The organism is Brevibacillus sp. MCWH, from assembly GCF_013096935.1.
Classification (GTDB): domain Bacteria; phylum Bacillota; class Bacilli; order Brevibacillales; family Brevibacillaceae; genus Brevibacillus; species Brevibacillus aydinogluensis.
This window is the reverse complement of record NZ_SDLF01000002.1, coordinates 298212-325142: the sequence shown is the minus strand read 5'-3', so window position 1 is coordinate 325142 and position 26931 is coordinate 298212. Positions and strand designations below refer to the sequence as shown.

Sequence of the window (26931 nt, the reverse complement as noted above, 5' to 3'; positions counted from 1 at the left end):
TTCGTTTTTACAATGAGGAGCGTTTGCAAATCAAATTAAATAAGCTGACGCCAGTCGAGTACAGGCGTCAGCATGCGGCCTAACGGCCGGGGGTTTTTTAAGTGTCTACAAAATGGGGTCTTGACCAGCCGGGCGCAGGGGTTTTTTCGTTTTCAGCCAACAACGCTGCAGCTAAAACGGCGTTGCAAATACCGCTCCCGCGCGCATAAAAGGCTCCCGTTTTCCGCACGCTAGTACCAAACGTACGGAAGGGAGCCGTTTGCCGTGTTTCCAATCATTGCATCGATGGAAGAATGGTTGATCTACATGGGCGGGGGAGTGGACCGGCTATCCGCCCATTTCGGCGATGAAGCGGGAGGGCCTGGTTTTCCGGCCGAACCGTTCGCGGGGGATGCCGACCGCGACCGAATGGCGGGCACGCGTGATCGCCACGTATAGGAGCCGCCGCTCTTCCTCCAGCGCGGACGATTCTCCCTTGCGCACGGCGTCCAGCGCGTACTCGTGAGGGAGAGCGCCTTCCACCAGATCGGGCAGGAACACGTGGTCAAATTCCAGTCCTTTGGCCCGATGAATGCTGAGCACGTGAACACCTTCCTTTGGGAGTGGCCGCGCATGGCGCCACTCCTTTTCCTGTTCTGCCATGCGTTCCACATGGTGCAAAAACTCGGCGACGGTAGCGTGCCGCCTGGCTGCGGCCAAGAGCTGCTGCAGTTCGTCGCTCCAGCGCTCCCTGCCGTCGTCCCGGTCTTTGGCCCGCTTTTTCAGATAATCCCGCAGCCGGCCGTCCTCGTAGATCAGCTCCAGCGCCTGGGCGGGCGGGCATTCCCGGCAGGCGGCGAGGATGTCGGTCACGGTTTGCAAGTGTTTGCGCTGGTAGACTTTCCACTGCGGCAGGCGAGGCAGCACGTGCAGGATCGGCAGATCTTCCAGTATGGCCTGGCTGCGCACAGCGTTCCACATCTCCTGGGAGATGTAGAGGGTGGGGAGAATCTCCCTCAGCGCTTCTGCATCGTCCGGGTCCTGCGCCAGCCGCAAATAGCCCAGCGTCCAGCGTACAGCCTGCCGCTGGTAAAAGGAGTCCTCCTCCTGCGTGTAGTGAAACGGAATGCCCGCTTCGCTCAGCCGCTCCAGGATCGGTCGGGCCGACTCGCTGGTGCGGTAGAGGATGGCGCATTCGCCGGGAGGGGTCCCCTGCTCGATCCGGTGGCTGATTTCGTCGACGATCCGGGAGGCCTGTTCTTCCTCGTCGTCCGGCTCAAACAGATAGGTTTCCCCTTCCTCGCTGTGAAACGACAGGCAGTCTTTTTTCCAGCGCGCCCGGTTATGGCCGATCAATGAGTAGCCCAGCCCGACGATGGCGGAGCGGGAGCGGTAGTTCACTTCCAGCGTAATCGTTTGGGCCTGGGGATAATCGCGGGTAAAACCAAGTATGTACTGCGGATCGCTGCCGCGAAATCCGTAGATCGACTGATCGTCGTCCCCGATGACGCACAGATTGTTTTGCGGCGCTGCAAGCAGCTTGACGGTTTCGTACTGGATGCGGTTGATGTCTTGAAACTCGTCGATCATCACATGCGTGATCCGCTCCTGATAGCGGCGCAGGATCTCCGCATCGTCCCGCAGCATTTCGTAACAGCCGATCAACATGTCGTCAAAGTCAAACCAGCCGAGCGTCCGCTTCGCCTGTTCGTACAGCGGGTACAGCTCGTGTGCCTGCCGCTCCGCGTCGTTTGCCGCTTCCTGCGAGACGGACTGGCCGGGCAGCAGGTATTCGTTTTTCCAACGGCTAATCACGCCAAACGCGTCCAGCACGTCCTGTTCCTTTTGCCCCAGGAGTTCGGGATGGCTGGCGAGCAGGCCGCTTTCCCTGAGCAGCCGCCACTTTTGCCAATCTTTTTTCAGCAGGCGGCGCTGATCCCAGCGTTCCGGCTGGTGGTACAGCAGCATGCGGTAAAAGATGCCGTGAAACGTGCCGGCGATCAGCTCCCGCGCCTGCTCGCGGGGAAGCTGGCGGGCCAGCCGCTGCCGGATCTCATCCGCCGCCTTGGTGGTAAACGTGACCACCATGATCTGCCGGGGAGGGACGCCTTTGTCCCGGATCAGGTGGGCGGTCCGGGCTGTCATCACGCGCGTCTTGCCGCTGCCCGCCCCTGCCAGGATGAGAAGGGGGCCATCCGTGGTCGTGACAGCCTGCTGCTGGCGGGGATGAAGCGGTTCGTTCTGCTGTTCCGCCAGGTGTTGGATGCGCGTTTTCGGCATCAGCCGTTTTCGAAACAGCGGCGGTTTTGGCGCGGGCGTCATGCTGCTGCCGCCGATCGTCCGCTGTTTGGGCAGGCGAAAGGAGCCGACCCGCACCGATTCGCCGTCTTCTTCTTCCACCGTGGCGGCGTTCGCCTGACGTGGGTTGGCATCACGCGGAGCGGGATCGGCCGCAGCTGCGACAGCGGCCGCCAGCTCGGGACTGGCAGCCAGCCGCTCGTGCACCGCATCGTCACTTCCTTTGCAGGCACAATCGCTGTCCGCGGGATGGAGAAAGCGGGGTTCCGCACTGATTCCCGCCATCAGACTGAGATGCGAACCGCAGACGGGGCAGCGCACTTTTCCCTGGCGAGCGGCCAGCCGCCAGGCGGGGATGCGAGGGTATGTCTCGGGTGTTAGCAGGATGACCTGGTCGTCTAGCTGCGCGATTTTCATGGCGACACCTCGTACGGAATGCGGCGTGTGATACGGCAGACTTACCGCGCTGACACGCCTGTGAATGGTAACATCGGATGATGGAAACGGGGGCTGTCGGTCTTGTACCGCCGACAGCCGGAAAGAAGAAGTGCCCCCTGCGGGCAGGGGACACTTCAGCGTGTAGACAAAGTCCGTGGCGCATGGATGATCGGGCCCGCTCGCTCGCTTGACGCCCAGCAAAGAAGCGGATGAAGTCCGCTCCAAAACGCGACGCGGGCAGGGGGCAAACATCTGGGTGTTTCGCTGAAGTGAGACTTGTGTCCCCTGTTTATCCCCGCGTCTTCGTTTTTCCGCTGAGCCGGTCGTCAAAGGAGCTCGCTTGGCCCATCACTCCATGCGATGTACTTTATCTCCACCTTCGGTTGATCAATGTGCAGGCCTTTCGGCTTGACACCGATGGAAAGATCGTTCCTGCAGTTTGTCTTCAGTCTTTGTCTATACGTCACGACTGTGCGGGTAAAAGAACGGTCTCGTCGCTCTCTGTCGGTGGTGCGTTTTCGCCCACGTAGGTGATGCTCACCCGCGTGATGCGGTGGTTTTCCAGCTCGGTGATGGTGAAGAGGTAGTCCTGCAAGCGGACCGACTTGCCTTCCGCCACATCTTCGTTCAACTGGCTGTAGAGCCAGCCGGCAATCGTGTCTACCTCGTCGGAGTGCATCTCCACGGGGATTATGTCATTCAGCTCAGAGAGCAGCATCTTCCCGGAGACGGACCATTCGTTGTTGTTGGAACTTTCAATATCGGGACGTTCGTTTTCGTCAAATTCGTCCTGAATGTCGCCCACAATCTCTTCCAGAATGTCTTCCATGGTAATCAGTCCGGCGGTGCCGCCGTACTCGTCGATGACGATTGCCATCTGCGAACGGCGTTTCTGCATCAGCCGCAGCACGTGGCTGATTTCCATGGACTCCGGCACGGTCAAAAGCGGGCGGAGAAAATCCTTCAGCTCCGCTTTCCCATAGGTGAGAGCCGACAGGTAAAAATCAGAGGTGTGGACAAACCCAATCAGTCGGTCCTTGTCCTCGTGGGCCACCGGAAACCGGGAGTGTCTTGACTGGCGCATGATTTCCAGGTTCTCCTCAAACGTGTTGTCATCGTAGAGGCAGACCATGTCAATCCGCGGGATCATGATTTCCCGGGCCAGACGCTCGGAAAACGCAAAGACGTTGTCCACCAGTGCCAATTCGGTCTGGTCGATGTGGCCGCTTTTATGGCTCTGGTTGACGAGCAGGCGAATCTCTTCTTCCGTATGGGCGGAGTCGTGTTCCGCTGCGGGCTCGATGCCCAGCCGCCGGATGAAGAAGTTGGCCGTGCCGTTCAGCAGCCAGATCAGCGGATAGCTGAGCTTGTAAAAGAACATCAGCGGCGCTGCTGTCCAGAGGGAGGTAGTTTCCGCTCTCTGGATCGCCAGCGACTTGGGAGCAAGCTCCCCGAAAATAATGTGCAGGAAGGTAATGAACCCAAAGGCGATCGCCAGCGATATGGGCGTTGCCAGGGATTGTGGCAGGTTTAAAGAAACCAAAACGGGTTCGACAAAATGGGCGACGGCCGGTTCACCTACCCACCCCAGTCCCAGCGATGCCAGCGTAATGCCAAGCTGACACGCGGACAGATAGGCGTCCAACTGGCGGGTCACCTTTTGCGCGTAGGCGGCGCGCTTGTTTCCCTCGCTTGCCAGTTGGGCCAGACGGGTTTGGCGCACTTTCACCAGCGAGAATTCTGCTGCGACAAAAAAGGCATTCAAAAAAACCAGAAAGCCGACGAGCAGCAGATTCAACACAATCTCCCCTATCGGACCTATCGGACTCTCCAATAATGTCTCCCCTCTCGCATCCGCTAGCGCTTTTGCGACAGCAGGAGAATTCACCTCCACTTGTTATTGTCAGATGATGTTTGTACGAACGCCCTACGGCCAACATTCGCACCTATCCTGTTACTGGATAGTATACCAGCAGAAAAAGCGAAGAGTCAAAACCATCCGATTTGTGCCGGCACATCAGCACAATTGCCATACATACCCGCACCCGCTCTGACATAGAGTTAAGCGAAACCCTGTCCGGGGAGGAGAAGCGTGTGTACTGGCTGCAAAAAAGCGTGGCAATCCTGGCGGGCAGCGTGCTGGTCGCCGTGGGCGTCAACCTGTTTCTCGTTCCGCATCAGCTGATGGATGGGGGCATGATCGGCCTGGGGCTGTTGGCCACGTACTACCTGCACGTGCCCCCGGGACTGGTGATGATTCTGGTCAGCCTGCCCGTTTACGCACTCGTCTTCGCCTTCGACCGCAGCCTGTTTGCCCACAGCTTTCACGGCATGCTGATCTCTTCTTTTTTCATTGATGTCTTTTCGCCGCTGCGGTCCTGGAACGTCTGGTCGACGCCAGCCTCGGCCGTCTGGGGCGGCGCGCTGATCGGCTCCGGCATCGGACTGATGCTGGCGTACAAGACCAACACGGGAGGCACCGACCTGTTGGCCCAGTTTGTGGCGAGGCGGTACGGACTGCCTGTGGCGCTCCTGATTCTCGGCATCGACGGACTGATCGTCGCCGGTTCGCTGCCGGCGATCGGATGGGAACGCACCGTCTTTTCCCTGATCACGATTGTCGCCGTCGCGTCCTGCACCCATGTCTTCAGCGGCATTCGCCGCAGGCCGGCGCCGTACGTCGTAATCGGGCCGATCGGCAGGGATGGGAGAGGCGCGTGGAGAAAATAAGCAAAAAGCCAGACAAGAAAAGAGGGAACGCCTGTGGCTTCACATATGCCTGAAATGATTACCGATCGGATCGGCTACTTTCCCGGCAGCGTCAACATCGGCCTCGTTCTGGGAAAAAGCGGCGCCATCCTGATCGATTCCGGATTGGACACGCAGACCGCGAAGAAAATCAAAAAAGGGCTGGAGGCACTGCCCCAGCCGCTGTCTGCCATCGTTCAGACCCATGCCCATGCCGATCATTTCGGCGGCAATGCCTACCTGCTCACCTGCTGGCCGGAGGCGGTCGTATACGCTCCGCCGCTGGAGGAGGCGATCATCCGCTACCCGCTGTTGGAACCGATCTACCTCGGGATGGGGGCCCAACCGCTGGCGGAGTTGTGCAACAAGTTTTTGCTGGCGGAAGCCTCCCGGGTGGACCGCCTCCTGCCGGTGGATGGCGGGCTGGACATCGACGGCGTCCGCTTTGAGGTCATCGCCTTGCCGGGACACAGTTGGCAGCAGGTGGGCCTGGTGTGCGATGGCATCTGCTTTGCCGCCGACAGCTTTTTCGGCGAGGAGACACTGAAAAAGCACAAGCTGCCGTTTCTCGTCGATGCGCATGAGACCCTGCGCAGTCTGGTGAAGCTGCTGGAATCCGGCTATCGCGGCTACCTGCCGGGCCACGGTCCCTACACCACTGACCCGGAAGCGATCCTGACGAAAAACATCCACTGGCACCGCCGTCTGTACGACGTGATTGAAGAGCTGCTGGCGGAGGAGAGAACGCTGGAACAAACACTGGCCTTGCTGTGTGAACGCTTGCAGATATCCATCGAAAACGCCACGAGCTACGTGCTGTACCGGACAGCGCTGATGGGCTACCTGATTGGACTGATGAAGGAAGAGCGCGTGGGTTATCGCTTCGCCGCCAATCAATGGCTGTGGAGCCGAAAAGTGAGCGATCAGCGCTGAGCAGCGGGATGGGACAAGTAGTCCGCGATTTCGGCCAGCTTGTGCTCGGCGGCTTCGCGGATCTCTTTCGGAATCACGAACTGGTCATCGTCCGTCGTGTGCATGTAAAACTTCGCTTCCAGATAAGGGTGGCCCAATTTGACGGTCAATTCTCCCTTGCCGGTGGTAGTGCTGGTGTAGTTGGTCGGAATGCGGAGAAAATACGAAGTGCTGGTGGCTGAGTCGTAGATGACGACATCGTAGGTAGGGGGGCTGTCGCCGCCGGAACGGTGAAATCCTTGCTGCCGGAGCATTTTGTCGACATAAGACAGCGGCCGAACAACACCGGTCAGGTTTTTGCTTTTTAACCGCATGGACATCCTCCTTGGCTACCACTCAAAATTGTGTGTTGCCTAATCATATGTGGAGGAGCGGCGATTCAGACTTACAAACAGGAGAAACCAGAAGGAGTGGAACATCACGTGAAACAAGCCGATCTGCATACCCATACACGCGCATCCGACGGCACCTGCGAGCCTGCGGAAAACGTCCGTCTCGCCGCCGAAGCCGGACTGGCCGCCGTCGCCATCACCGACCACGACACCGTCGCGGGGATTTCCGCTGCACTGGAAGCGGCCGCGGGGCGGAACATCGAGGTCATCCCCGGCGTGGAGATAAGCTCTGCGGCCAACGGACAGGACATCCACGTGCTCGGCTATTTCATCCCGTACGACAACGAGGCGTTTCAGGAAAAGCTGCGCGGGCTGCGCGAGACCCGGCACGAGCGCAACAAGCTGATGATCGCCCGTCTGCGTGAGTTGGGCATCCCGATCACCCTGGAGAGCGTCTACCGGCGAAAGAAGGGGGAGGACAAAAACATCGGCCGGCCCCACATCGCCGAAGAGCTGGTGGAACTGGGCGTGGTCGGCTCCATCGACGAAGCATTTGCCAAGTACCTGGGCCGCGAGGGAGCCGCCTACGTGAACCCTCCGCGCATCACGCCCCAGGAGGCAATCACGCTGATCAAGGAAGCCGGCGGTGCCGCCGTGCTCGCCCATCCCGGCCTGTACGACGACGATGACCTGGTGCAGGAACTGATCGCCTTTGGCCTGGACGGCATCGAAGTATGGCACCCGGACAACGACGCGGCCGAACGGGAGCGGTATCGCACTTGGGCTGAGCAACACGGCCTGGTCATGACCGGCGGCTCCGACTTCCACGGCTGGCGCGGCGAAGAGCCGTTTCACGCCATGCTGGGTACGCACACCGCACCGGTCTCCGCAGTGGAACGGCTGCGGGAGATTGCGGCGATGCGGAAGCGATAACACTGCACAATGAAACCCCGCGTCCGATGAGGACTGCGGGGTTGTTTTTTACACTTATTTCGTATCCAGCTTCTTTACCATGGCAATGTGCTCAATGCCGGCTTCGTCAAACACGTCACCGTGCGCCTGGTAGCCGAGCTTTTCGTAAAAGCGTTGGGCGTGGGTCTGGGCGTTCAGTTTGAGGCTGTGGTAGCCGAGACGGCGGGCGGCTTGCTCTACGGCCAGCATCAGTTCCCGGCCCAGGCCGGTGCCCCGCTCGCTTTTCACCACGGCAACCCGCTCCACTTTGCCCACACCGGGAGCATACGGCCGCAAACGGCTTGCTCCCACGGGCGTCTCCCCCGCGTAGGCGACGAAGTGAACGGTCCCTGTGTCCGGCCGGTCATGCTCGTCAATCTCCAGCTCTTCCGGCACCTGCTGCTCCTCGACAAACACGGCCCGCCGCACCGACAGGGCATCGTTCATCTGCTTGTCAGACTGGACGGTCTCGATTTGGTACACCTGGTTCATCGTCACGCTTCCTTTCGCTCTGCGCCGAAGTTCTCTTTTCACAAGCCGTGAAGGGGGCTGCGCTCAAACGCCCGCTTGCTATCCCGCCCGCGAGAATAATCGCCTCACGGTTATTTTTTCAAGTGGAACGTTTGATATACGCTCCAGGTGCCGTCCTCCAGCGGACGAATCAAGTGGAAGCTGTCAATCTCCGAGGTCAGGTCGATCTTGTGCATGCTCAGCTGGCTGGTCACGTCGCGCAGCTCGTCGTTGGACAGATCGCGCCCGATGGTCAGATGAGGCACGTAGGCGTATGTTTCCGGAGTATTGACACATTTCTTCACAATCTTTTCGTGCAGGGCCACAAAAGGCTCCTTGTTTTGCACGGCAATGTAGATCACGTTGCTGGTCGGGTGAAACGTCGAGATGCGGTGGAAATGAGCGGTAAAGCTATCTGTCGATTGGGCAACCTGTTCGAGGTGGCTCACCAGATTAGGCAGGCGGTCTTCTTCCAGCTCAAACGCCTCTTTCAGTCGGATGTACGGCGGGATCAAATCAAAGGTCGGGTCGTAACGTTTCCGGTATGAGTTGGCGATCTCTTGCACCTGGCTGGATGGGAATACGACGATACTGTATTTCATATGGAACCCCTCCTTCTTCACGTTTTTGAACATGCCATCATATCCACTTATTTTAACAGAAAATTCGCCATTTGTGTAATGTTATGCGTCAACCCGTATATTCCTTCGACGATGGGACAGACTGTTAACAGCAAGGAGGTGTCCCAATAATCATGAAAACAGCCATGATGATTACCTTTATGTTCCTCGTTTTGTTTTTGTTGGCGCTGCTCACCTTTACAATCATTACCGTCATCCGCAAAGCGGAATTCGAAGAGGCGCTCGTCTCGCCAGGAAAGGAAGACGGCACGCAAAAAGAACGGCCACGGTAAGTTTACCCAAACAGCGCGCGCAGCATGCGCGGCAGGTTGGCCTGCCAATATCCCCACGTGTGGTCACCCGCAAAGGTCTCATAAGCCAGGGTGCCCCCTTTTGTTTGCAGGATGTCGCGCAGTCGTTCGTTGGCCGCGAGCAGGTCGAGCGTCCCGCGCGACGTTTCCACCGCCGTTTCCTCCGTTCCCACTTCCAGGTAGACGTGCAGGGAAGCAGGCAGCTCCGCTTCGGCGACACGCCGGTTCAGCGCCTCGTCCATCGCGGCAGACTGGCAGGCCACCTGGCCAAACGTGTGCGGATACGCCAACGCCGTAAACAGTGACACGACGCCGCCCAACGACTCGCCCAGCAGCGTTCGCGCCTGCCCCAGCGGGGGAGTGGAGTAGTGACGGTCCACGTACCCGACGGCCTCGACTGCCAAAAAGCGCCGGTAGGCCAGATGCTCATCACCGTCCGGATGGTAGCGCGCGTACCGCCGGGACTTGTCCACCGGCAGGAACACAGCAATAAGGTCAGGCATTTCTTTTTCCCGGTGGAGCTGTTCCAGAAGCGTCGCCAGCCGGCCCAGCGACAGGTAATCCTCGCCGTCCTGCACGTACAGCACGGGATAGGAGTAGAGCGGGGAGTACCGCTCAGGGGTATAGATGAGGAGATGTTCCGTTGTTCCCAGGAAGTTGCTCGTCAGTGTGATTTCATTCAGCGGCACAGGGATGTCCTCCTTTTCGTGGCTGCGTTCATTATACCGAAAGCCAAGGGGACAGGGAAATCGTTTTCATAACTGAGGGAGGGGCGACCCGCCCGGCCATGTTTTCCCAACTCCTCCATCGGACAAAAAACCTTTCCAGCCGAAAGATTGTCGCAATTCTGCCAGCGTATGATACTATGATAAAAAGTGACTTCACTCAATCGTGGAAGGGGTTGTCTCAATGAAGAAGCACGTACACAGCAGCGAAGTCAGAAATGCCGCCCTGACACGCCTGGCAGAGCGCGGCGTCACGGTAGAGGATATTGCCGAAATCGTCTATCTGATGCAGTCGCCGTACCATCCCGACCTGACCATGGAACCCTGCATCGAGAGCGTAAAAGCCGTTTTGGAAAAAAGGGAAATGCAGCACGCCATCCTCGTCGGCGTGGAATTGGATACATTGGCGGAAAAAGGCATGCTGTCCGAGCCGCTACAAACCCTCATCGCGACAGACGAAGGCCTGTTCGGCTGCGACGAAACCCTTGCGCTCGGCTCCGTGTTTGGCTACGGCAGCATCGCCGTCACCACCTTTGGCCACCTGGACAAACACAAGGTCGGCGTCATCCAACGCCTGGACACCAAACGCTCCGGCCGCGTCCACACCTTCCTGGACGACCTCGTCGCCAGCATCGCCGCCAACGCCTCCAGCCGCATGGCCCACCGCCTGCGTGACGAGCAGGAAGAGCAAGCCAAACAGGCCGAGATCCGGATTGCGGAGCAGAAGGCGGATCAAGCCGGGTAAGAAAAGGGGGGCGGACAGCTCCCGGGTCAGCTTTCGCGAAATGCTGAAACATTTGGGAAATGCGGTCTCATCTGAGCAGTACGGTCTCATTCAGGCAGAGATGATGCAGAAGCATTACCGGAAAACCAAGCGAGAACAGGGCCATTCTCTTGCACGTGAAGCTGGCAGAGAATGGTTCTTTCTATGCCGGTAAAATTTTTTACAGGAATTTTGATTTTTCCTCTTGAAATCGAAAAAGAAATCAGGTATATTAAATCATGTGATCGGTGTCCGGTACGATTCGGGCCCTTAGCTCAGTTGGTCAGAGCGGTCGGCTCATAACCGATTGGTCGTAGGTTCGAGTCCTACAGGGCCCACCATGAGACAGACGATTGTAAAAGTTACATAACATGATCCGGTAGCTCAGTTGGGAGAGCACCATCTTGACAGGGTGGGGGTCGCTGGTTCGAACCCAGTCCGGATCACCATAACAGGTATATCAAGGGTTTGTAGACGATTAGACAACATAATAAATGTTGTGGTCGAATACAAACACGCTTTCAAATAGAAAGCACACTTTCTTTCAGTATCAGAAAACTGGAGGGGAGTGTGCTTTTTCGTGTTATTAAAGTTTGCCATTAAAGATTTCAAGGAGGATCGAGAATTTAAAAACTTATCGCCTAAAACAATCGAAACGTACATGTCATCCCTCAATGAGTTTCAAGAATTCTGCGGAAAACAAGAAATTGTCGATGTGAGTGACGTAACACCTAATATCATTAAAAATTATCTGATGTATTGTCAGAAAGAACGAAACAACAATGTAACGACCAGAAACAGTAAACTCCATGTTCTGAAAATCTTCTTTAATTACCTTGAAGAGATCGAAGTCATTACACAAAAACAAAATCCTGCTAAAAGAATTGGGTATGGGAAAGAGGACATAAAAATTGAAGTATTCCAAGATAGGCACATTCATCAAATGCTTAGTTACTACAGGAGATTAAAGCAACGCGAAAAATCGTTCTTTGCTTACAGAGATTACACTATGATTGTGTTTTTGCTTGGAACAGGCGTTAGATTAGGCGAATTGGTCAATCTGATCTGGAATGACGTTGACTTGAAAAACGGTACAATTATCGTTTTTGGCAAGAAGCGACAGCAAAGTTCTATCCCGTTAACCAAGAAACTGATCAAAGAACTTTGCGAGTACAGGGTATTTTGTGAGCAGACGTTTGGTGAGATTCCCGACTATGTATTTACAGACGTTGAGGGGAAAAAACTCACTGATAATGCTGTAAAGTGCGTCTTTAAGCGACTAAAAGAGATCATGAATTTTTCTGATGTACGTTTATCAGCCCATACTTTCAGACACACTTTTGCCCATAGAATGCTGATGAACGGTTGTGATGTTTTCACATTGCAAAAAATGCTCAGGCATAGCAATATTGCAATGACGCAAAGGTATCTGGCAATCTGGGGAGTAGCACTTAGGGAACAAAATTCAAAATATAATCCATTGAACACCTTGGATATTTAGAAGAGGACACATTACCGGTCAAATGAAAAGAATCTGAATGAAAACTAAGGGAGGAAATAAACCCATGCAAAAAACTGAAATCAAAAAAGCGTTCATTTTCTATTGCCCGACTATGGAGGATTGGTTTGTAACAGTTGATGAAGAGGAAGCGAAACAATATGAGCATTATTTGGCGACAATTGATGATCTGAATGATGCTGTATGCTTGGGTGAAAAACCGATAGCGGGGATTATTGAAGTTGAAGAAGGGCTTTGTAGATACGTTATGGATTATGATGAAGATGGGGAAATAGAATCGGCTGGCTATGAGTTGGTTGCTTAATTAAGTGTTGGGGGTGAAAGATTAGTGGATCAAGAAAAGGAACTCCAAATGTATGAAGAGTGGCTAATGACGGATGAGTGTGATCGGTATGCCAATGTAATGATTCAAATATATGGACAAGCGGAATAGATAAAGGAGCGGTTATGCCGCTTCTTTTATTATTATTGTCAGGATAATATATTCCCCCTTCCCCTTGCCTCTACTAATTCATACCCACCTTTTCTAGTTGAAAATCTAAAGAGAAATCTGCAAAGAAAATATGGTGAAAATACTATACAATGTGAGTCTTGTGGGAAAAGAATTGAGTCTAAAGGAAAAAATCAGCGTATGTGCCGTGAGTGCTGGAAGGAGTATCGAAATAATTATCAAAAGGAGTTGATGCGTGAAATAAATTTTTCTTATGTGAGGGAGTAAAAAAAAGAGAGGGAATACAGACGGTTACGTGGACAATTAGAAAAAACTTTGCAAACCCTTGATGCATAAGGGATTTTCAAGCCAATGAGTTTAACAATCAAAAATACAATGCACTTAAAAACATTGATATATCAACAGTTTCGCAGTAATTCATTTAGAAAATGGATGGTCTCTAAGGGAAACATAGCAATCTAATATACCCTATGGGGGTAGTGAAAAAATGAAAACTTCTGTATCGCTTGTGCATCAAGGAAAAATTCAATTATTAACAATCCATGAATAGAACATTTTGCATGAGATAAATGCTGGAATTTAGATAAAATAAGTGCTTTTGATAAAAAGGAGGGTATATATAGTAGGATGCCCTTTAAGGGAAACATCGTGTACTAAGGGAGACAAGCGATATAAATAAATGCTACCGCTTTTTAAAATCGCTGTAACCCTTGATACATAAGGCTTTTCTCAACATCTTATCAAAAAATGATTTACATAAAATCAGCTAAAACTCTTGATATTACTGCGTTTATACCACTTTTTCATGGATGGTATTTAAGGGAGAAGTGCAATCTAATCTCCACATAAAAAGAGATTGCCCTCCCTACTCTATAAAAATCAAAACAAATACATTTACTTTGGGAGGAATTTAAACGTGACAAAAACCGATCTAATTGCAAAAGTCGCTGAAGTAATTATAAAACAACTTTATGGTCAAGTTTTGGAGATATTTTAGTCGAAAATCTAAAGAGGAATTTACAAAAAAAATATGATGAAAAAAATCACAGTGCATGATGTGCGGAAAAAGAATTGAATCCTATAATACTAAGAAGTATTGTGAATACTGCGCAAAAGAGAAAGAAAGAATGAGAAAAAGACAATGGAAAAGGAATTATCGAAATGGTAGCGAAAATGAAAATCGCTGTAACCCTTGATACATAAGGCTTTTCTCACTATCTTATCAAAAAATGATTTACATAAAATCAGCAAAAACCCTTGATGTTACTACGTTTATGTCATTTTTTCATGGATGGTATTTAAGGGAGAAGTATACAGTACCATGAAAATATCTTTCATTGATCTCCTACGAGTGTGGACGATGAATGAAGGATAATCCTTCACTTCAATGATGGGTGATTGTTTAGTTCTGTTCAGTATGTGTTGATCCTCTCTAAAAGAAGACGGGAATCCCCTCCCGTCTTCTTCATTTTTTATCGTAAAAAATGGCTAATTTTTTCATTTAGCTAGTAAAGCATACAACCTATCAGATGATAGGGTGTGCTTAATATATAACAAAAGGAGGACATGTTATATGGAAAGTAATGAAAATCAACAACAAGAAAAAACTTACACACAAGAAGAAGTGGATGCGTTACTGCAACCTCTTCAAGCACAGATTAAAGAACTGGAACAGTATAAACCAGTTGAGAAATCAGATGCTGAAAAAGCGATTGAAGCCAAGCAAGCAGAACTTTGGCAGAAGGAAGTTTATCTGACACTAAAAGAAGCAGGACTTTCTGATTTCGCCGAATTCTTTAATGCTTCTGATGCTGAATCGCTAAAAAAGCAAATTGACAAGTTTAATAAAATCCTAATTGCACGGAAAATTGAATCCAGTTTCCGTCCAACGGATCACAAGGCGACTGACAAGTATACGGTATACGAAAAAGAAAAGAATGTTGCTGGCATGTTGACTGAGAAATTAAGCAATCTATTCAAGTAAATCTTAATTCAGGAGGAATGATAGTAATGTTTACTACTGGCAAACTAACAAATTCAGAATCTATTTCACTATCCAAAGAAATTTCCCTTGCAGGAGTGCAGGATACTCCGCTAATGTCTCTGCTTCTTGCTAAAGGACGTACAGAAAAAGCCAATGGAAAAATCCATACTTGGCGTGAGCGCACGCTTGATAGTACCGCTGATATTAGTCAAGTTGAAGGTTCTGAAACGACAGTTTTCCAAGAAAGCGGACGAGCAGAACTAAATAACGTGTGTGAAATCTTCAAGAAGGCAGCAAGTGTTAGCGGCACTGTTCAAGCGATTAGTGTACCGGGTCAACCGAATGTATTTGCCGCTGAAGTAAATGACCGTCTTATTGAGTTGAAAGTAAATATGGAAAAAGCATTAACTACTGGTACCCGTAATGATGGTTCTGCTTCTCCATATATTCGTCGCATGGATGGTCTGGATAAATTCGTTGATCCTGCAAACATAGTTTCTGGTGCCACAGCAGGTGTGATCACAGAGGATGAATTAAAACAGACTGTGCGCAAACTTTGGGAACAAGGGCTTCCAACCGGTGAATACTTTGCTCTTGTCAATGCAGATATTAAAGAGCAAATTGATGAAATGTATAAAGGTTCTTACCGTTACATTGCACAGGAAAATGTGTTTGGCCTGACTGTCGATAAACTACGGACGAACTATGGTGATGTAAACTTTATCCTTTCCCGTCATGTGCCAGAAGACAAATTGATTGTATTTGATGCTAACTATCTGGATATTGCTTTCCTGCGCCAGCCAATGTTTGAAATGCTTGCTAAGACAGGGGATGCGATTAAAGGGCATGTAATTGCCGAGGCCACACTCAAGGTTGCAAGCAAAAAAGCCGTAGCAATGTACGACATGGCTTAATACATACTGAAAAGAGGATGGGGAAACTCCTGTCCTCTTTAATTTTGGAGGTGATTGATTATGAACTTCACTCTAAAAGAGCAATACATCATGCTCAGAAAACGTAAAAAGATTCGACTCAGGCAAATTGCAGAAGCTTTAGACTGTGCTATCTCAACACTGTCTGATTACGAGCGGGGCACTGATATGAGCCCTGATAAAATTAAAAAATATCGTGATTTCATAGACAATTATGAAACGAAAGAATGAAACTGAAACAAAATGGAGGAATGAAAATGAGTCTTGCAATCTCTCTTACAGGTAGGGATTGGCACATTATCGGTATTGATCGTGCTGTGAGCACAAGTGTAGAAGGGAAAAATTACAGGGTGGCTAGTATGTCTGCCCAAAAGTACGTCATCGCTGGCAATAAACTTTACTTCGTTTGTGGCGATTTTGAGCTTGGTAATCGTGTCAAGAGATTGATACAGGAGTCCAATGATCACAGAACAGACAATATCATCAACCTGGTCAAAACAGAATGGTCTAAGAATAAAGATGAATATATTGCAATCGGTATTTATGGATTTGATAAACGGGGGACAACGAAATTAACGTTCTTCGGCTCCGGCAATAATTTTACACCATTGACCGCGCACGGAAAAGAAGTAATTGGACGAGTAGCATACGGATTCAAGCAGCAGGAAGCAATGCCGCTAGTACGTCAAGTTAATCAAGAGAATGCTGAGATTGAGATTGTTAAAATCTTTGAGGCTTTGTCATGTGAGGAAGTCGGCGGCGAAGTGGATATTATCTACTTAACGCCCAACGGAGTGATAAGCAGTCAGACTTATCAGTTGAAAGAAAATCTGGAAAAAATGCGTGTGAAGGATTACAAGCTGCACTGTTACTTTGAGAACACAGGATACGATTCTTTTCCGGTGATGGAGTGGGGGGTTGGTAGTGGTAATGGTGATGCAGAAATGACCAAGATGTACAAAAAAGATCAAGACTTTGTGATCGAGTACACCACATCCGAATCAATAGGCAAAAGAAAGAAACTTTTCAAAATAGGTGATGAAAAAATCCTCATTTCTTCTGCTATGAACAGTGGGGCATTATCCTTGATCGAAATCGCGGATGATGGAACGATTAGGCTCCAACACCATTCTGGAAGCGTGCTAGAGATTGGGCAGAACATCACTATCAAGGCAGCAGGAAATATTAAATTAGAAGGTCAGCGTATTGATTTGAATTAGCAAAATCGGAAGTCGCTCTTAAAGCGGCTTTTTTGTTGGAATGGAGGGTTACAAAGTGAATGAATACAGCAATTAAACACTTGCTTTTCCATCACGGGTCAAGTGATGGATGGGTAACTTTAGCGCAAAAAAAATCTGGAGTGTTTCAACAATATCACTTCAGGATTGAAGAATTGCAGGACAAACTAAGTGAGTGGACTGGTCATGATGTTTATTTCTCACAGAATACATTTTATCGACCACAAAGACGGATTGAAAACGTAAGGCAATTAAGGGCTTTGTACTGCGATATTGATTGTTATAAGTCAGGATTTACAATAAATCAGGTTGAAATGGCATTGGAAGAAGAATATTTTAGGCAGAGCATACCAGAGCCGAATTACATTATCTACTCAGGACGTGGTTTGGTGCTGATTTGGCTAATTGAACCAGTTCCCATTATGGGGCTTCCAAGATGGCAAGCGGTTGAGAATTATTTTGCTGAGACACTAAAGCCTCTAGGAGCCGATACCAAAGCCACAGATGCAGCAAGGATATTTCGATTAGCAGGAACAAGGAACAGTAAAAGTGGAAAATTGGTCACTGTGGAATATAAACATGATTTCGTGTATGATCTTGAGGCTCTAAAAAATGAATATTTGCCGGAAATTAAAAAAGAAAAGAGGGCCACAAAGAGCCACTCAAAGAAAATAGAGCACTTATTCAACATTTATACGCTTCATTATAGTCGGCTAATTGATCTATATAAATTGATTCAATTAAGAAATTACGACATGACCGGATACCGCGAAACGTCTTTGTTTCTGTATAGGTACTGGTCATGTTGTTATTTAACTGATAAAGAAGAAGCACTTAGACAGACACTATCTTTAAATAGTGAATTAAAAGAACCATTAACTGAAAGAGAAGTTACAAGAGCGACTAAATCGGCAGAAAAAGCGTATGAAAAATGGATGCTAAACACATCAAACGGTACATATAAGCGTGATGGTTACAATTTTACAAATGAAAAATTGATATCGTTGCTCGATATTACTCCTGAAGAGCAAAGGCACATGAAAACTATCATCGGAAAAGAAGAAAAACAACGCAGAAATACAATTGCTAAGAGGGAAAAACGAAGAAACGAAGGAGTTATTGAAAGAAGAAAGTACATTGAAGAGCAAAAAAATATAACTGAACAAAGATTGAAAGTGATAAGAAAAATTCTCTTAAATAATCCTAAAATCAAAAATAAAGAAATTGCTGAATTGCTAAGTATTACTCCTGCTAGGGTATCCCAGTTAAGAAAACAAATAGATGATAGATGACATACATAGTTAAGGTTTATACATATTTTAATGTGGTGTTAATATGGTGTAGTTATTGAGTAGGCGGGAGAAATGGCATACAGGTATCCCATAATTTAAAGGGACATACCATTTAATTTTTTGTGTGATGATGAATGGAGGTAAATAGATGAAGAAATTATTCAAGACAGATGAAGAGAATCAGGAATATCTAAAATGGTATCAACTTGAACTGGACAAGAAATGTGATGAGTTAGTTGAAAAGGTAAAACAATTAAATAAAGAGTTAATTGAGATGATGCGAGAAAAAGGATTTACTGAAAATGAAATTAATCGTGTTCTGTATAAAAACGATCTTGAACCACTTTATAAGCATGGATACATGCAGAGGCTGCATTAAGGAGGGAACAGAAATGAGCATATACGATGTGATTGCTAAGTTGCCTTTTTCAAAGCAACAATACATAAAATATCGCTTTAATCTTTGGTATGACACGGAAAAGACTATGACAGAAGAAGAGTTTCTAAAAACGGTTAACAAAAAGACAATGAACAGTTTTCATAAATGGGAAAAAACAGATGAATTTAAGCATATAGCAAGTTTGGTATTAGCAACAAAAACTGCACATGATTTGATTGATGTTTATGAGGTTGTAAGGAAAAAAGCACTTGATGGTGATGAGAAGGCTGTTAAGTTGCTTCTAACTCTTCAGAAAGAGATCGAACAACACAAACAGCAAGCGTTAAGAGCGTTTGGGGATATTGTTGAGGATGATGAAGAAGACGTTGATTTGGAACTGTAATGAAGGGGGCATTTGAGTGAATATTTAATCCCCCACTTTACTGCAATGTAATATTATATTACTTGTGGTTAGGAGGGCGAAACTGTGAATTTACTTGAAGACCTAAAAAAAACATTGATACATTATTTTGAACAATTTGGCATAACACTCCCTAGTAGGAAAGACACACATTATCTATTAATGTGCTATCTAAATTTGAAGTCAAAACTAATCATTCCTTATCCAAGAAAAATACATATATCCTCTGAGTTATCCAACAAAGAAATTGCTAGTCCATTCAAAGAAGCTCTTGATAATATAAAAGATAAAATCGAGAGGGGAGAAGATATTAATCCCTACTTGAGTAAAAGTATTTTTAATATAGAAAAACCAGATCATTTGCTTGTTGATTGGGGTATATATCATTTACATTTAAGTAACAAAAAAGACAAAGAGGATGACTACTTTTTCAATAGATCTGATGAATTATTATTTTTTATGTGTTTCAATAATGAAATATACTTTATAGAAGTTCTCCCGCACAAACAAATGAATTTGTGGGGTAACAAGGAACTTCTACGAATTGTAAATAAGAACTGGCCAGATGTACTTGAACCTTATAGAATTCCTGATGCAATTAATGTAACTCCAAATCTTAGTGAAAAAGAAATAATTGATGCAAGGAGATCTGGTTCATTTATTTTTACTGAAGTAGATGGGAGCGTATATTCTCCTATATATGGTGGGCTTACTACTGCAAAGTTTGCAATTAATCATGTTCAAATGGCTGATTCAATTATTTCATTTATCAAAGAGTTGGAAGAGGTATTAAAAAAACAGATTGAAAAAAAGGGGGAAGTAAGCTCTTCTAATTATAAATTAGTGTATGATAAAATTGCAATTTATGTAATTGAGGATAAAACAAATAAAATTATTGCAAAGTTTTGATAGTGGTCGATTTTTTCGGCTGCCTTTTTTTGTTTTACCTGAAAGGAGTTGAAACGGTGGCAAAAACAAAACATTTAACGAAACATGAAAAACTACAATTGATAATGGATGACTTCAAACTATTTGCCAAGAATTTCATTTACATCGTCGATAACAACGGAGAAAAAATAAACTTTGTGTTAAATCCACAGCAACAAGAGTTTAATGACCTTTTGGAAAAAAACCGTTACTTAATAATCTCCAAGAGCCGACAAGGTGGCTTCTCCACTTATGCTCTAGGCAGAGCATTATGGCAAGCTATACGAATTGAAAACAGCAATATCTTGATTGTCTCGTATAAACAAGATTCATCAATGGCATTGTTTGAGAAATTGAAAATGATGAATCGTGACTTGGACAAATTTCGAGAAAAATACGGAACGAAATTGTTTCCGGCCACAAAACGGGACAACCGGAATGAACTATTGTTGGAAAATGGCAGTCGTATTACCTGCGTTGTTGCAGGAAATAAAGACGTAGGACGTGGATCAACGTATTCTATGATTCACTTGTCTGAGTTTGCTTTCTATCAGAACCAAGAGAAACAATTGTTGAGTGCAGAACAAGCCCTTGCAAAAGGTTCAGGTAAATTGGTCATTGAAACTACCAGTAATGGATTCAATTTTTATCAAAAATTATTCACGAGTGCATGGAAAGGCGAATCAAAATATAAAGCGTTTTTTGTTCCGTTTTATGCAAGTTTGTATAAGGAGCAGTTTAGAGCGGAACATGATGAAGCGGAAAACTGGTTTAAGGCCAATAATAGAGGTAATCGGCTCAGGGAAAAGGATTTGGAACCAGATGAAAAGATCCTATATGAAAAAGGTGCTAATTTACGTTTCCTGATGTGGCGCAGATATAAATTGCTTGATATGACTTTGCAGGAGTTTTATCAAGAGTACCCAAGCAACCCAATAGAATCATTCATTTCATCTGGTCAAAGCGTGTTTGATCAAAGTAAAGTATTAGAACGGCTAAATTATGTATCAGAGCCACTTTCAACGAATGAAGTGTATAGCCAGTTACCAGACGTATTAAAGCCATATATCAACAGAGGATTGTACATCTACAAATTGCCTAAAAAGGGAATCAGAATGTTTGGTGGAGTAGATACTGCCAGTGGATCAGGTGGCGACTATTCGACCATTTCCATATTCGATAATGAAGGTGAACAGGTGCTGAGTTTTTATCATAACAAAGTGCCTGTTTATCTTTTTGCCGAAATTGTGGATGCAATTGGGAAATGGAGTAACTATGCTTTTCTTGCTATCGAGCGAAATAATCTAGGGTTACCGCTGATTGAACGTCTAAGAAAAGATTATGAATATATGAACCTACTAAAACAAAAGGTTTTCGATCAGAGGGGTAAAACGAAACTGCAATTAGGATGGACAACGACAAACATTACTAAATCGATCATGATTAGCGATTTCAAGGAACAATTTGAGCGTGGTCTAGTCAATATCCATTGCAAAGAAACACTTCAGCAGATGCAAATATTCCAAGAAGAAAACGGTAGGATGAACAACAAAAAAGGCGAGGGAAACCACGATGACTTAATTATTTCGGTTGCACTTGCAGTACAGGCAATGAAACAGAACAAATACTACGTTGATATCGAGTAAGGAGGTCAATATGAGCATTGAACAATATATTAAAGATAAATACGCTGATGTTAGTGACTGGTTTGTCCAAGAGTGTAATAGTTATGCCAATCAGAAGCGGATTATGGAAGTCTTAGACACCAAGGAATATCTTGACGGTAAGCATAGGATCATCCAGCGTGGAAATGAAGTGTGGAATGGCAATATATATGAAACACGTAAAATCGTTCTTAATTATGCTAAGACGCTAATTTCATTCCACGCCAATTACTTATTGACAAAAGGAATAACCATTACAGGTGATGAGAGAGCCGTAAAAGAGTTTAAACGAGTACATATCAAAGGAAAATATGACCGTATCAACTATGACATATTGAATAAAGTCCTTAAATATGGTATGGCGGCAGAATATGTGTTTTTGGATATTGATAAAACAATTAAGTCAACGATAATTGATCCTGCCGACAGTTACCCTGTCATTGATGATGAAAATAACTATGTAGCATTCATACAGCATTATTCTATTGATAATGTAGATTACTATACGGTGTACTATCCTGATACAGTTCAAAAGTATAATAATAAAGGTGGGCAATTGCGTTTGATTGGTAAATATTCCAATCTGAGCGGATTGCCCATTATTTATTTAAACAGTTCAGAAACAGACGAGAATACTGGGAGATCAGATGTGAGTGAGTATATATCCATCCTGGATGGTATGGAGGATTTACTTAGCAAGTTCAGCGATTCATTCTACAAGCATCACAATCCAATTCCTGTAACCATTGGACAAGAGATCAAAGGCAGCGGGATAAATCCGAATCTGGTGGGGCAAGGGCTTCAATTGGATGATGGAGCCGACTTCAAGATGGTGACAACAGAATTAGACACAAATAGTTTCCAGACTGTTTGGAAAACCTTACTGCAAGCATTGCTTGATGTCAGTCAAACACCCGCTGTCAGCATGAATAAAACTGACATTAGCAACTTGTCGGAGGTTTCTGTTAAACTGCTCTTCTCATTAGCCAATATTAAAGCCAGCCAAAATGAGCGTATCATGCGTGAAGGCATTGAAAAGAGGTTTGAGCAGATAAGAAAATTATTGGCGTATCAGGGAATCACGTTGAGAGACGATGAATTTGATTCTTTGAGTATTGTATTTACATATGCCACTCCGCAAAATGCTAAGGAGACAATTGATAACCTGAAGACGCTTAACGACATGGGGGCAATTAGTTTGCAAAGTATCCTAGAACATAGTCCATATACTACAGATGTAGTACAAGAAATGGAACGATTGAAGGAGAATCAGAGGGGATATGAAGGGAGAAAATAATACATGAAATCTGATCATTTGGGAAATGGTATTGGGAAATAACCATAGAATTTGTAAGGGATTGTGTGGATAGGGATAATGCTCACTCGCACACACATGTTACCCATACTGTTTCATCTAGTGAATCAATAAAAATAAATAAAGAGGCAGAGGAAGGTGAGATTTTTTTTTGCGTTCCTTCTGCTGCCTTTTGTTGATTGATCTAGGTTTGTATTTTGTTTGTGAACATGTTGACCACTAACTTATTGAGATTGTGGTCGGGTTTTTGCCTAATTTGTGGTCAGGTACGTATAAGTATAGTTATACGCGGTTTGCTTTAGGGAAATTGTTCGGGAATAAGACATGATGAAATCAAGTTTTCATAGAAATGTTCGATACCCCAAAAGGGGAAAAGGGCTGCCTAGCATACTCAATTACACACACAAGGAAAATTAGATTAATCTATGTAAATGGGGTAGTAAATGTTTCTAGTCATTAGAGAAAGGGTAATGGTAGTATTGTACAAATCATTATAAAAATGGAGGTAGTGTGATTGTGAAAATACTCATCATTTGTGAAAAATGCGGTCATTTTGTTGAATTAGTACCTGTTACTAAAGGTCAACATGTACACTTGAATGTCAATGATGAGCGTTTCAGGATATCTGAAATTGAGTTGGATTACGATTATTCTGTCGATGAAATTGAAGAAGTAACGGCAGAAGTTAAAGAAATACGTTTTGATTGTAAGTCATGTGGAGATTACATCGTATTAAATGAGTTCCCAAGACATGTTTACAGATAGTTATCTTCAATGGACTTGTGACCACAAACTTAGATTTTTTGACGACAGCGATCAAATATTTATTGATGTATGGTAAAATCATCCTTATCCTGAATTAGGAGGATTTTCTTATGAGGAGAATGATTAACCTATTCCTTGTTGTTTTATTGCTGCTAGTATACAGTATCTCTACTGTTTACGCAGCTGATAGTAGCACTCCAAAAGTATTAGTGAATGGTAAAGAAATTGGTTTTTATCCACAAGAACCGATTAAAGAGGGCAATACAGTATTAATGGATGCAGGCCCAATATTGTCGAGTTTCAGTATTTATGATGCTTTCTTTCAAGGGAGGTTTAAGGATAAATGGGAAAAAGGTGATCGCGCAGGATTATATAAATTAGAAAATGGTACAATGGTAGGCGTCTCTAGAGAGGGTAAAACTTTTCAAATTACAGCAAATCAAAATTATTATATATTTGAAGGTCAACAAATTAACCTAGATGTTGCTCCTCGAATGGTTGGGGATAAATTATTCATTCCAGTTTCATTAGTTCGGAGCATGTTTAGTTACAGAGATTATCTTGTTGAATACAATGCTGGTTTAAATATTGTCGCCATTTATCACAAGAGTTTAAAAAATCCGTTCCAAGAGGTATCATGGAATTCAAGTCCAAATCCACAGTATACAACCACTAAACCAACTAACAATGTTCAACAACAAGAAAGCCAGAAAGTTATAGAATTCAAAAAGGAAATAAGTAGTTACTTAGGGAAAAATATATTTTATAGAAACGGACTGGTTTACGATACTTCAGGAAATATATCTTCAATTGAAAACTTAACTCCATTCTGGATAACTAAAGTGGAAGAGAAAAGTGATTCGGTACTGTACAATTATAGAATTTGGCTAATATCAGGAAAATATACTTATTATATGGATGTTGAAGACGCTCTTGATTTTAGAATGAGTTTTCTAGATTTTAACCCATACACATACTACAAATGGTCACAAAAAGTATGGGATCATGTAAAGAAAGGTTCTGTCTTTGTAGGAATGAATAAAGACATGGTTTCTCTTTCTCTTGGGACACCAACAAGAAAAAATATATCTACATATTCTTGGGGAACTTTTGAGCAGTGGGTGTATGATTATAAAACATTTGGTACATCATATCTTTACTTTAAAAATGGTATTCTTACCTCATGGCAACAGGTTAAATAATAGATAATTGTAAAAGAGGGGTGTCCCAAAAGTCATCTACGATGACTTGATATGCTCCTCATACAGTAGACAGGTTTTATTACTTGACGGGGTGCAGTTCAACTATGGGACACCTCTCTTTTTTGCCCAAAAAGGAGGAAGCACTTATGACCAATCAAGAACGCTTGTTCATGGAAATAAAAGGTATATCGCTTTCGGAGGCTGAAATATCTATTTATCTAGCTGAAAATGGCTTGAATTCCAACGATATATATAACCCAACAAACAAATCGCAAACACGAAAAATCTACGAAACGGCACTCGCAATATTGGAATCCATTGCCAATCAGCCGCACCTAATGAAAAACTACACGACAGATGATCAAACTGTAAGCCAATTCCATGAGAACCTTATGGCAAGGATCGACCAGTTGGAAAACAAAATTCGAAAAATGAAGATTGACGAGTCAAAGGCAGCCAGCCAAAATGGCTGTTTTTTTATGCTATTTGACAGATAAACATAGGGACAGCTTGTCCCTAACTTGGTATTGGTGAGTAAATAAGTCGGAAATTTACTGTCCTTACTTTAAAGAAAGGAGCTAAAACAATGATAAACCTGTTTCAAACCAATCCAGATGATATTCAGTACATCTTTGATATTTTAGGACAGGATGTTCTAGTTAACAATCACTCTGTAAGAGCAGTAATCACAAACACACCAATAAACCAAACTTCTACTGCTATTGACTATGATGACAAGAAGATATCTACGCTTCAACCGATTAAATGTGGTGATTTAGTTCATTACTGTGATGAGGATTGGCTTATTATTAGTGAGATTAATGGACAAAGATATGGAAAATACAAAGGCATCATGCGTGTTTGTGATTATCCAATTAAGTTTAATTTTGAAGGTATAGTAAAAGAGTTTCCTGCAATCGTTGATGGGCGTGTTTTTGACGTGGAAATTGGTCAATTTATGACCTTGCCAGCAAGTAAGATTGTTGTGACGATGCAGGAGAATCAAGAAACATTGCAAATCGGAGTTGGGCAACGATTCATCAAAATGGGCAGGGCTTGGGCTGTTGAAGCCATTGATAGAACGGAAAAAGGATTGCTTAGATTGTGGTGCAAAGAAGATCAGTTTAATACAGCCCTTGATGACATAAAAAATGAAATTGCTGACGCAAAAAAATGGGTTTATGCTCTTAACATTACAAACACGGAAACCTCCATTCAACAAGGATACACTCTGCAGCTGAATGTATCTGTCACCCTGAATGGAAATGTTGTAACGGATAAAACAGTTATATATAGTTCAAGTGATCCCAATATCGCAACAGTGGATGAAAAAGGATTGGTGATGGCAGTTAATACAGGATTCGTGACCATTACGGCTGCATTAGCTCAAAAATTAGATGTTCAGGATACTATTACACTCACTGTTGAAGCAGTTCAACAAGATAATTTCGCTCTAACTATCGTTGGCGATCCTAATATGAGAGTGACACAAACTAAAACATGGAATGCCGTATTGACCAACAGTGGGCGACAGGTTTCAATGCAACCGGCAACGTGGAGTATCGCTAATCCAGAAGGAGGAACAACGGATTTAGTGACCATAATAAGTCAGACAAATGAAAGTTGCACATTGAAAGCTAATAGAACAGGTTACTTCAAGTTGATTTGCACACTGAATGATGGGAGTTTGACAACTGAAAAGCAGATAGTGGTGAAGGGTTTGATTTAGATTGAAACAAACTTTATGAATTATCGGAGATATTTTAGCGACCACTTGACTTCTTATCCTGACTACTATATATTTATGGTAAATGATACTGGAAGTAAGTGGTTTGATATATCGAGGACAAGCCCAGTCATTGATACGGTAACTTTTCGTTTCAGTTTCCTTGACAGGGTGGGGGTCGCTGGTTCGAACCCAGTCCGGATCACCATACATAAGTAGATGAAACCCTTGAGAAATCAAGGGTTTTTTGATTTTTTTCGTTTTGTGGTCCAAAAGAGCTACTGATCCCCGTCCTTAGGACAGTGATCAAAACATCTTACCAGATATCCTTTCTCAAGATTAACATACCCCAAGCTAGTCCAAGAATTTCCCTCTTTCAATTGCCCGATGTTATGATGAGAAAAAATCATGTAGTACGAGCTTTCCTTCGCAATCTCCAAAAAACTTTCGGAACTGATTGGTATTTTAA

27 protein-coding genes and 2 tRNA genes are annotated in these 26931 nt (G+C 45.5%); 23 read left to right on the top strand and 6 right to left on the bottom strand.

What is annotated here, in order from left to right:
• Window positions 1-327 precede the first annotated feature (327 nt).
• Both ETC00_RS03190 and ETC00_RS03185 read right to left on the bottom strand, forming a co-directional pair.
• Window positions 328-2694, bottom strand: a complete 2367-nt coding sequence (locus tag ETC00_RS03190; protein ID WP_171564501.1) for an ATP-dependent helicase — start codon at window positions 2692-2694, stop codon at window positions 328-330.
• A 484-nt stretch (window positions 2695-3178) separates the two neighbouring features.
• A complete protein-coding gene (locus ETC00_RS03185; protein ID WP_171564500.1) occupies window positions 3179-4549 on the bottom strand; it encodes a hemolysin family protein in 1371 nt (456 codons plus the stop codon).
• 260 nt (window positions 4550-4809) lie between these two features.
• Between ETC00_RS03185 and ETC00_RS03180 the strand changes: the two genes are divergently transcribed.
• Together ETC00_RS03180 and ETC00_RS03175 are read left to right on the top strand one after the other, a co-directional pair.
• On the top strand, window positions 4810-5445 hold the full coding sequence (locus ETC00_RS03180; RefSeq protein WP_171564499.1) for a YitT family protein: 636 nt from the start codon (window positions 4810-4812) through the stop codon (window positions 5443-5445).
• 54 nt (window positions 5446-5499) lie between these two features.
• The gene (locus ETC00_RS03175) at window positions 5500-6396 is read left to right on the top strand and encodes an MBL fold metallo-hydrolase (protein ID WP_171564516.1); all 897 of its coding nucleotides are present in this window, start codon (window positions 5500-5502) and stop codon (window positions 6394-6396) included.
• Here the strand turns inward: ETC00_RS03175 and ETC00_RS03170 are convergent.
• A complete protein-coding gene (locus tag ETC00_RS03170; protein WP_171564498.1) occupies window positions 6387-6749 on the bottom strand; it encodes a YugN family protein in 363 nt (120 codons plus the stop codon). The genes ETC00_RS03175 and ETC00_RS03170 overlap by 10 nt on opposite strands.
• Before the next feature lie 108 nt (window positions 6750-6857).
• On the opposite strand from ETC00_RS03170, the gene ETC00_RS03165 reads away from it, so the two are divergent.
• Window positions 6858-7700 (top strand): PHP domain-containing protein, encoded by an 843-nt coding sequence (locus ETC00_RS03165; protein ID WP_171564497.1) that lies wholly within the window; start codon window positions 6858-6860, stop codon window positions 7698-7700.
• A gap of 54 nt (window positions 7701-7754) precedes the next feature.
• Here the strand turns inward: ETC00_RS03165 and ETC00_RS03160 are convergent, their stop codons facing one another.
• Together ETC00_RS03160 and ETC00_RS03155 are read right to left on the bottom strand one after the other, a co-directional pair.
• Window positions 7755-8210, bottom strand: coding sequence for a GNAT family N-acetyltransferase (locus tag ETC00_RS03160; protein WP_171564496.1), 456 nt, complete (start codon window positions 8208-8210; stop codon window positions 7755-7757).
• Between the two features lie 110 nt (window positions 8211-8320).
• Window positions 8321-8830, bottom strand: a complete 510-nt coding sequence (locus tag ETC00_RS03155) for a 2'-5' RNA ligase family protein (RefSeq protein WP_171564495.1) — start codon at window positions 8828-8830, stop codon at window positions 8321-8323.
• A gap of 152 nt (window positions 8831-8982) precedes the next feature.
• Here ETC00_RS03155 and ETC00_RS03150 point away from each other — a divergent pair, with 152 nt between their 5' ends.
• On the top strand, window positions 8983-9141 hold the full coding sequence (locus ETC00_RS03150) for a hypothetical protein (protein WP_171564494.1): 159 nt from the start codon (window positions 8983-8985) through the stop codon (window positions 9139-9141).
• Window positions 9142-9143: 2 nt separating this feature from the next.
• Here ETC00_RS03150 and ETC00_RS03145 read toward each other — a convergent pair whose 3' ends face one another.
• A complete protein-coding gene (locus tag ETC00_RS03145; protein WP_171564493.1) occupies window positions 9144-9848 on the bottom strand; it encodes an alpha/beta hydrolase in 705 nt (234 codons plus the stop codon).
• A 220-nt stretch (window positions 9849-10068) separates the two neighbouring features.
• On the opposite strand from ETC00_RS03145, the gene ETC00_RS03140 reads away from it, so the two are divergent.
• The 19 genes from ETC00_RS03140 (at window position 10069) to ETC00_RS03050 (ending at window position 26465) form a co-directional block, all read left to right on the top strand.
• Complete coding sequence (locus ETC00_RS03140) at window positions 10069-10629, top strand: phosphatidylglycerophosphatase A family protein (RefSeq protein WP_171564492.1); 561 nt, start codon at window positions 10069-10071, stop codon at window positions 10627-10629.
• Window positions 10630-10911: 282 nt separating this feature from the next.
• A tRNA-Ile gene (locus ETC00_RS03135) sits at window positions 10912-10988 on the top strand.
• Window positions 10989-11020: 32 nt separating this feature from the next.
• Window positions 11021-11096: transfer RNA gene (locus ETC00_RS03130), tRNA-Val, on the top strand.
• Between the two features lie 131 nt (window positions 11097-11227).
• A complete protein-coding gene (locus ETC00_RS03125) occupies window positions 11228-12148 on the top strand; it encodes a tyrosine-type recombinase/integrase (protein WP_171564491.1) in 921 nt (306 codons plus the stop codon).
• A 64-nt stretch (window positions 12149-12212) separates the two neighbouring features.
• A complete protein-coding gene (locus ETC00_RS03120) occupies window positions 12213-12470 on the top strand; it encodes a hypothetical protein (protein WP_171564490.1) in 258 nt (85 codons plus the stop codon).
• Window positions 12471-14190: 1720 nt separating this feature from the next.
• On the top strand, window positions 14191-14601 hold the full coding sequence (locus ETC00_RS03115; protein ID WP_171564489.1) for a hypothetical protein: 411 nt from the start codon (window positions 14191-14193) through the stop codon (window positions 14599-14601).
• A 26-nt stretch (window positions 14602-14627) separates the two neighbouring features.
• Window positions 14628-15515 (top strand): DUF5309 domain-containing protein, encoded by an 888-nt coding sequence (locus tag ETC00_RS03110; protein ID WP_171564488.1) that lies wholly within the window; start codon window positions 14628-14630, stop codon window positions 15513-15515.
• A gap of 60 nt (window positions 15516-15575) precedes the next feature.
• Window positions 15576-15764, top strand: coding sequence for a helix-turn-helix domain-containing protein (locus ETC00_RS03105; protein WP_171564487.1), 189 nt, complete (start codon window positions 15576-15578; stop codon window positions 15762-15764).
• Window positions 15761-16753 (top strand): hypothetical protein, encoded by a 993-nt coding sequence (locus ETC00_RS03100; protein ID WP_171564486.1) that lies wholly within the window; start codon window positions 15761-15763, stop codon window positions 16751-16753. The genes ETC00_RS03105 and ETC00_RS03100 overlap by 4 nt, the downstream gene beginning before the upstream one ends.
• 59 nt (window positions 16754-16812) lie before the next feature.
• Window positions 16813-18063, top strand: coding sequence for a replication protein (locus tag ETC00_RS03095; protein WP_171564485.1), 1251 nt, complete (start codon window positions 16813-16815; stop codon window positions 18061-18063).
• Window positions 18064-18211: 148 nt separating this feature from the next.
• Entirely contained in the window at window positions 18212-18442 is a 231-nt protein-coding gene (locus ETC00_RS03090; protein ID WP_171564484.1) for a hypothetical protein, read from the top strand.
• Between the two features lie 13 nt (window positions 18443-18455).
• Complete coding sequence (locus tag ETC00_RS03085) at window positions 18456-18845, top strand: hypothetical protein (protein ID WP_171564483.1); 390 nt, start codon at window positions 18456-18458, stop codon at window positions 18843-18845.
• Window positions 18846-18929: 84 nt separating this feature from the next.
• The gene (locus ETC00_RS03080) at window positions 18930-19772 is read left to right on the top strand and encodes a hypothetical protein (RefSeq protein ID WP_171564482.1); all 843 of its coding nucleotides are present in this window, start codon (window positions 18930-18932) and stop codon (window positions 19770-19772) included.
• A 104-nt stretch (window positions 19773-19876) separates the two neighbouring features.
• A complete protein-coding gene (locus ETC00_RS03075) occupies window positions 19877-21436 on the top strand; it encodes a terminase large subunit domain-containing protein (protein ID WP_171564515.1) in 1560 nt (519 codons plus the stop codon).
• Window positions 21437-21446: 10 nt separating this feature from the next.
• A complete protein-coding gene (locus tag ETC00_RS03070) occupies window positions 21447-22751 on the top strand; it encodes a phage portal protein (RefSeq protein ID WP_171564481.1) in 1305 nt (434 codons plus the stop codon).
• 534 nt (window positions 22752-23285) lie between these two features.
• Complete coding sequence (locus ETC00_RS03065) at window positions 23286-23534, top strand: hypothetical protein (RefSeq protein WP_171564480.1); 249 nt, start codon at window positions 23286-23288, stop codon at window positions 23532-23534.
• 110 nt (window positions 23535-23644) lie between these two features.
• Window positions 23645-24736, top strand: a complete 1092-nt coding sequence (locus tag ETC00_RS03060; protein WP_171564479.1) for a stalk domain-containing protein — start codon at window positions 23645-23647, stop codon at window positions 24734-24736.
• Between the two features lie 146 nt (window positions 24737-24882).
• Window positions 24883-25233 carry a hypothetical protein gene (locus tag ETC00_RS03055; RefSeq protein WP_171564478.1) on the top strand — a complete coding sequence of 117 codons (351 nt, stop codon included), beginning with the start codon at window positions 24883-24885 and terminating at the stop codon, window positions 25231-25233.
• 89 nt (window positions 25234-25322) lie between these two features.
• Window positions 25323-26465 carry an Ig-like domain-containing protein gene (locus tag ETC00_RS03050; RefSeq protein ID WP_171564477.1) on the top strand — a complete coding sequence of 381 codons (1143 nt, stop codon included), beginning with the start codon at window positions 25323-25325 and terminating at the stop codon, window positions 26463-26465.
• Window positions 26466-26931: the final 466 nt, after the last annotated feature.

Bases quoted from the DNA above. Each gene is read 5' to 3' on its own strand.
- ETC00_RS03190 (WP_171564501.1), bottom strand. From the start codon at position 2,694: ATGAAAATCGCGCAGCTAGACGACCAGGTCATCCTGCTAACACCCGAG.
- ETC00_RS03175 (WP_171564516.1), top strand. From the start codon at position 5,500: ATGATTACCGATCGGATCGGCTACTTTCCCGGCAGCGTCAACATCGGC.
- ETC00_RS03170 (WP_171564498.1), bottom strand. From the start codon at position 6,749: ATGCGGTTAAAAAGCAAAAACCTGACCGGTGTTGTTCGGCCGCTGTCT.
- ETC00_RS03160 (WP_171564496.1), bottom strand. From the start codon at position 8,210: ATGAACCAGGTGTACCAAATCGAGACCGTCCAGTCTGACAAGCAGATG.
- ETC00_RS03155 (WP_171564495.1), bottom strand. From the start codon at position 8,830: ATGAAATACAGTATCGTCGTATTCCCATCCAGCCAGGTGCAAGAGATC.
- ETC00_RS03150 (WP_171564494.1), top strand. From the start codon at position 8,983: ATGAAAACAGCCATGATGATTACCTTTATGTTCCTCGTTTTGTTTTTG.
- ETC00_RS03140 (WP_171564492.1), top strand. From the start codon at position 10,069: ATGAAGAAGCACGTACACAGCAGCGAAGTCAGAAATGCCGCCCTGACA.
- ETC00_RS03120 (WP_171564490.1), top strand. From the start codon at position 12,213: ATGCAAAAAACTGAAATCAAAAAAGCGTTCATTTTCTATTGCCCGACT.
- ETC00_RS03115 (WP_171564489.1), top strand. From the start codon at position 14,191: ATGGAAAGTAATGAAAATCAACAACAAGAAAAAACTTACACACAAGAA.
- ETC00_RS03110 (WP_171564488.1), top strand. From the start codon at position 14,628: ATGTTTACTACTGGCAAACTAACAAATTCAGAATCTATTTCACTATCC.
- ETC00_RS03105 (WP_171564487.1), top strand. From the start codon at position 15,576: ATGAACTTCACTCTAAAAGAGCAATACATCATGCTCAGAAAACGTAAA.
- ETC00_RS03100 (WP_171564486.1), top strand. From the start codon at position 15,761: ATGAAACTGAAACAAAATGGAGGAATGAAAATGAGTCTTGCAATCTCT.
- ETC00_RS03095 (WP_171564485.1), top strand. From the start codon at position 16,813: ATGAATACAGCAATTAAACACTTGCTTTTCCATCACGGGTCAAGTGAT.
- ETC00_RS03090 (WP_171564484.1), top strand. From the start codon at position 18,212: ATGAAGAAATTATTCAAGACAGATGAAGAGAATCAGGAATATCTAAAA.
- ETC00_RS03085 (WP_171564483.1), top strand. From the start codon at position 18,456: ATGAGCATATACGATGTGATTGCTAAGTTGCCTTTTTCAAAGCAACAA.
- ETC00_RS03075 (WP_171564515.1), top strand. From the start codon at position 19,877: ATGGATGACTTCAAACTATTTGCCAAGAATTTCATTTACATCGTCGAT.
- ETC00_RS03070 (WP_171564481.1), top strand. From the start codon at position 21,447: ATGAGCATTGAACAATATATTAAAGATAAATACGCTGATGTTAGTGAC.
- ETC00_RS03060 (WP_171564479.1), top strand. From the start codon at position 23,645: ATGAGGAGAATGATTAACCTATTCCTTGTTGTTTTATTGCTGCTAGTA.
- ETC00_RS03055 (WP_171564478.1), top strand. From the start codon at position 24,883: ATGACCAATCAAGAACGCTTGTTCATGGAAATAAAAGGTATATCGCTT.
- ETC00_RS03050 (WP_171564477.1), top strand. From the start codon at position 25,323: ATGATAAACCTGTTTCAAACCAATCCAGATGATATTCAGTACATCTTT.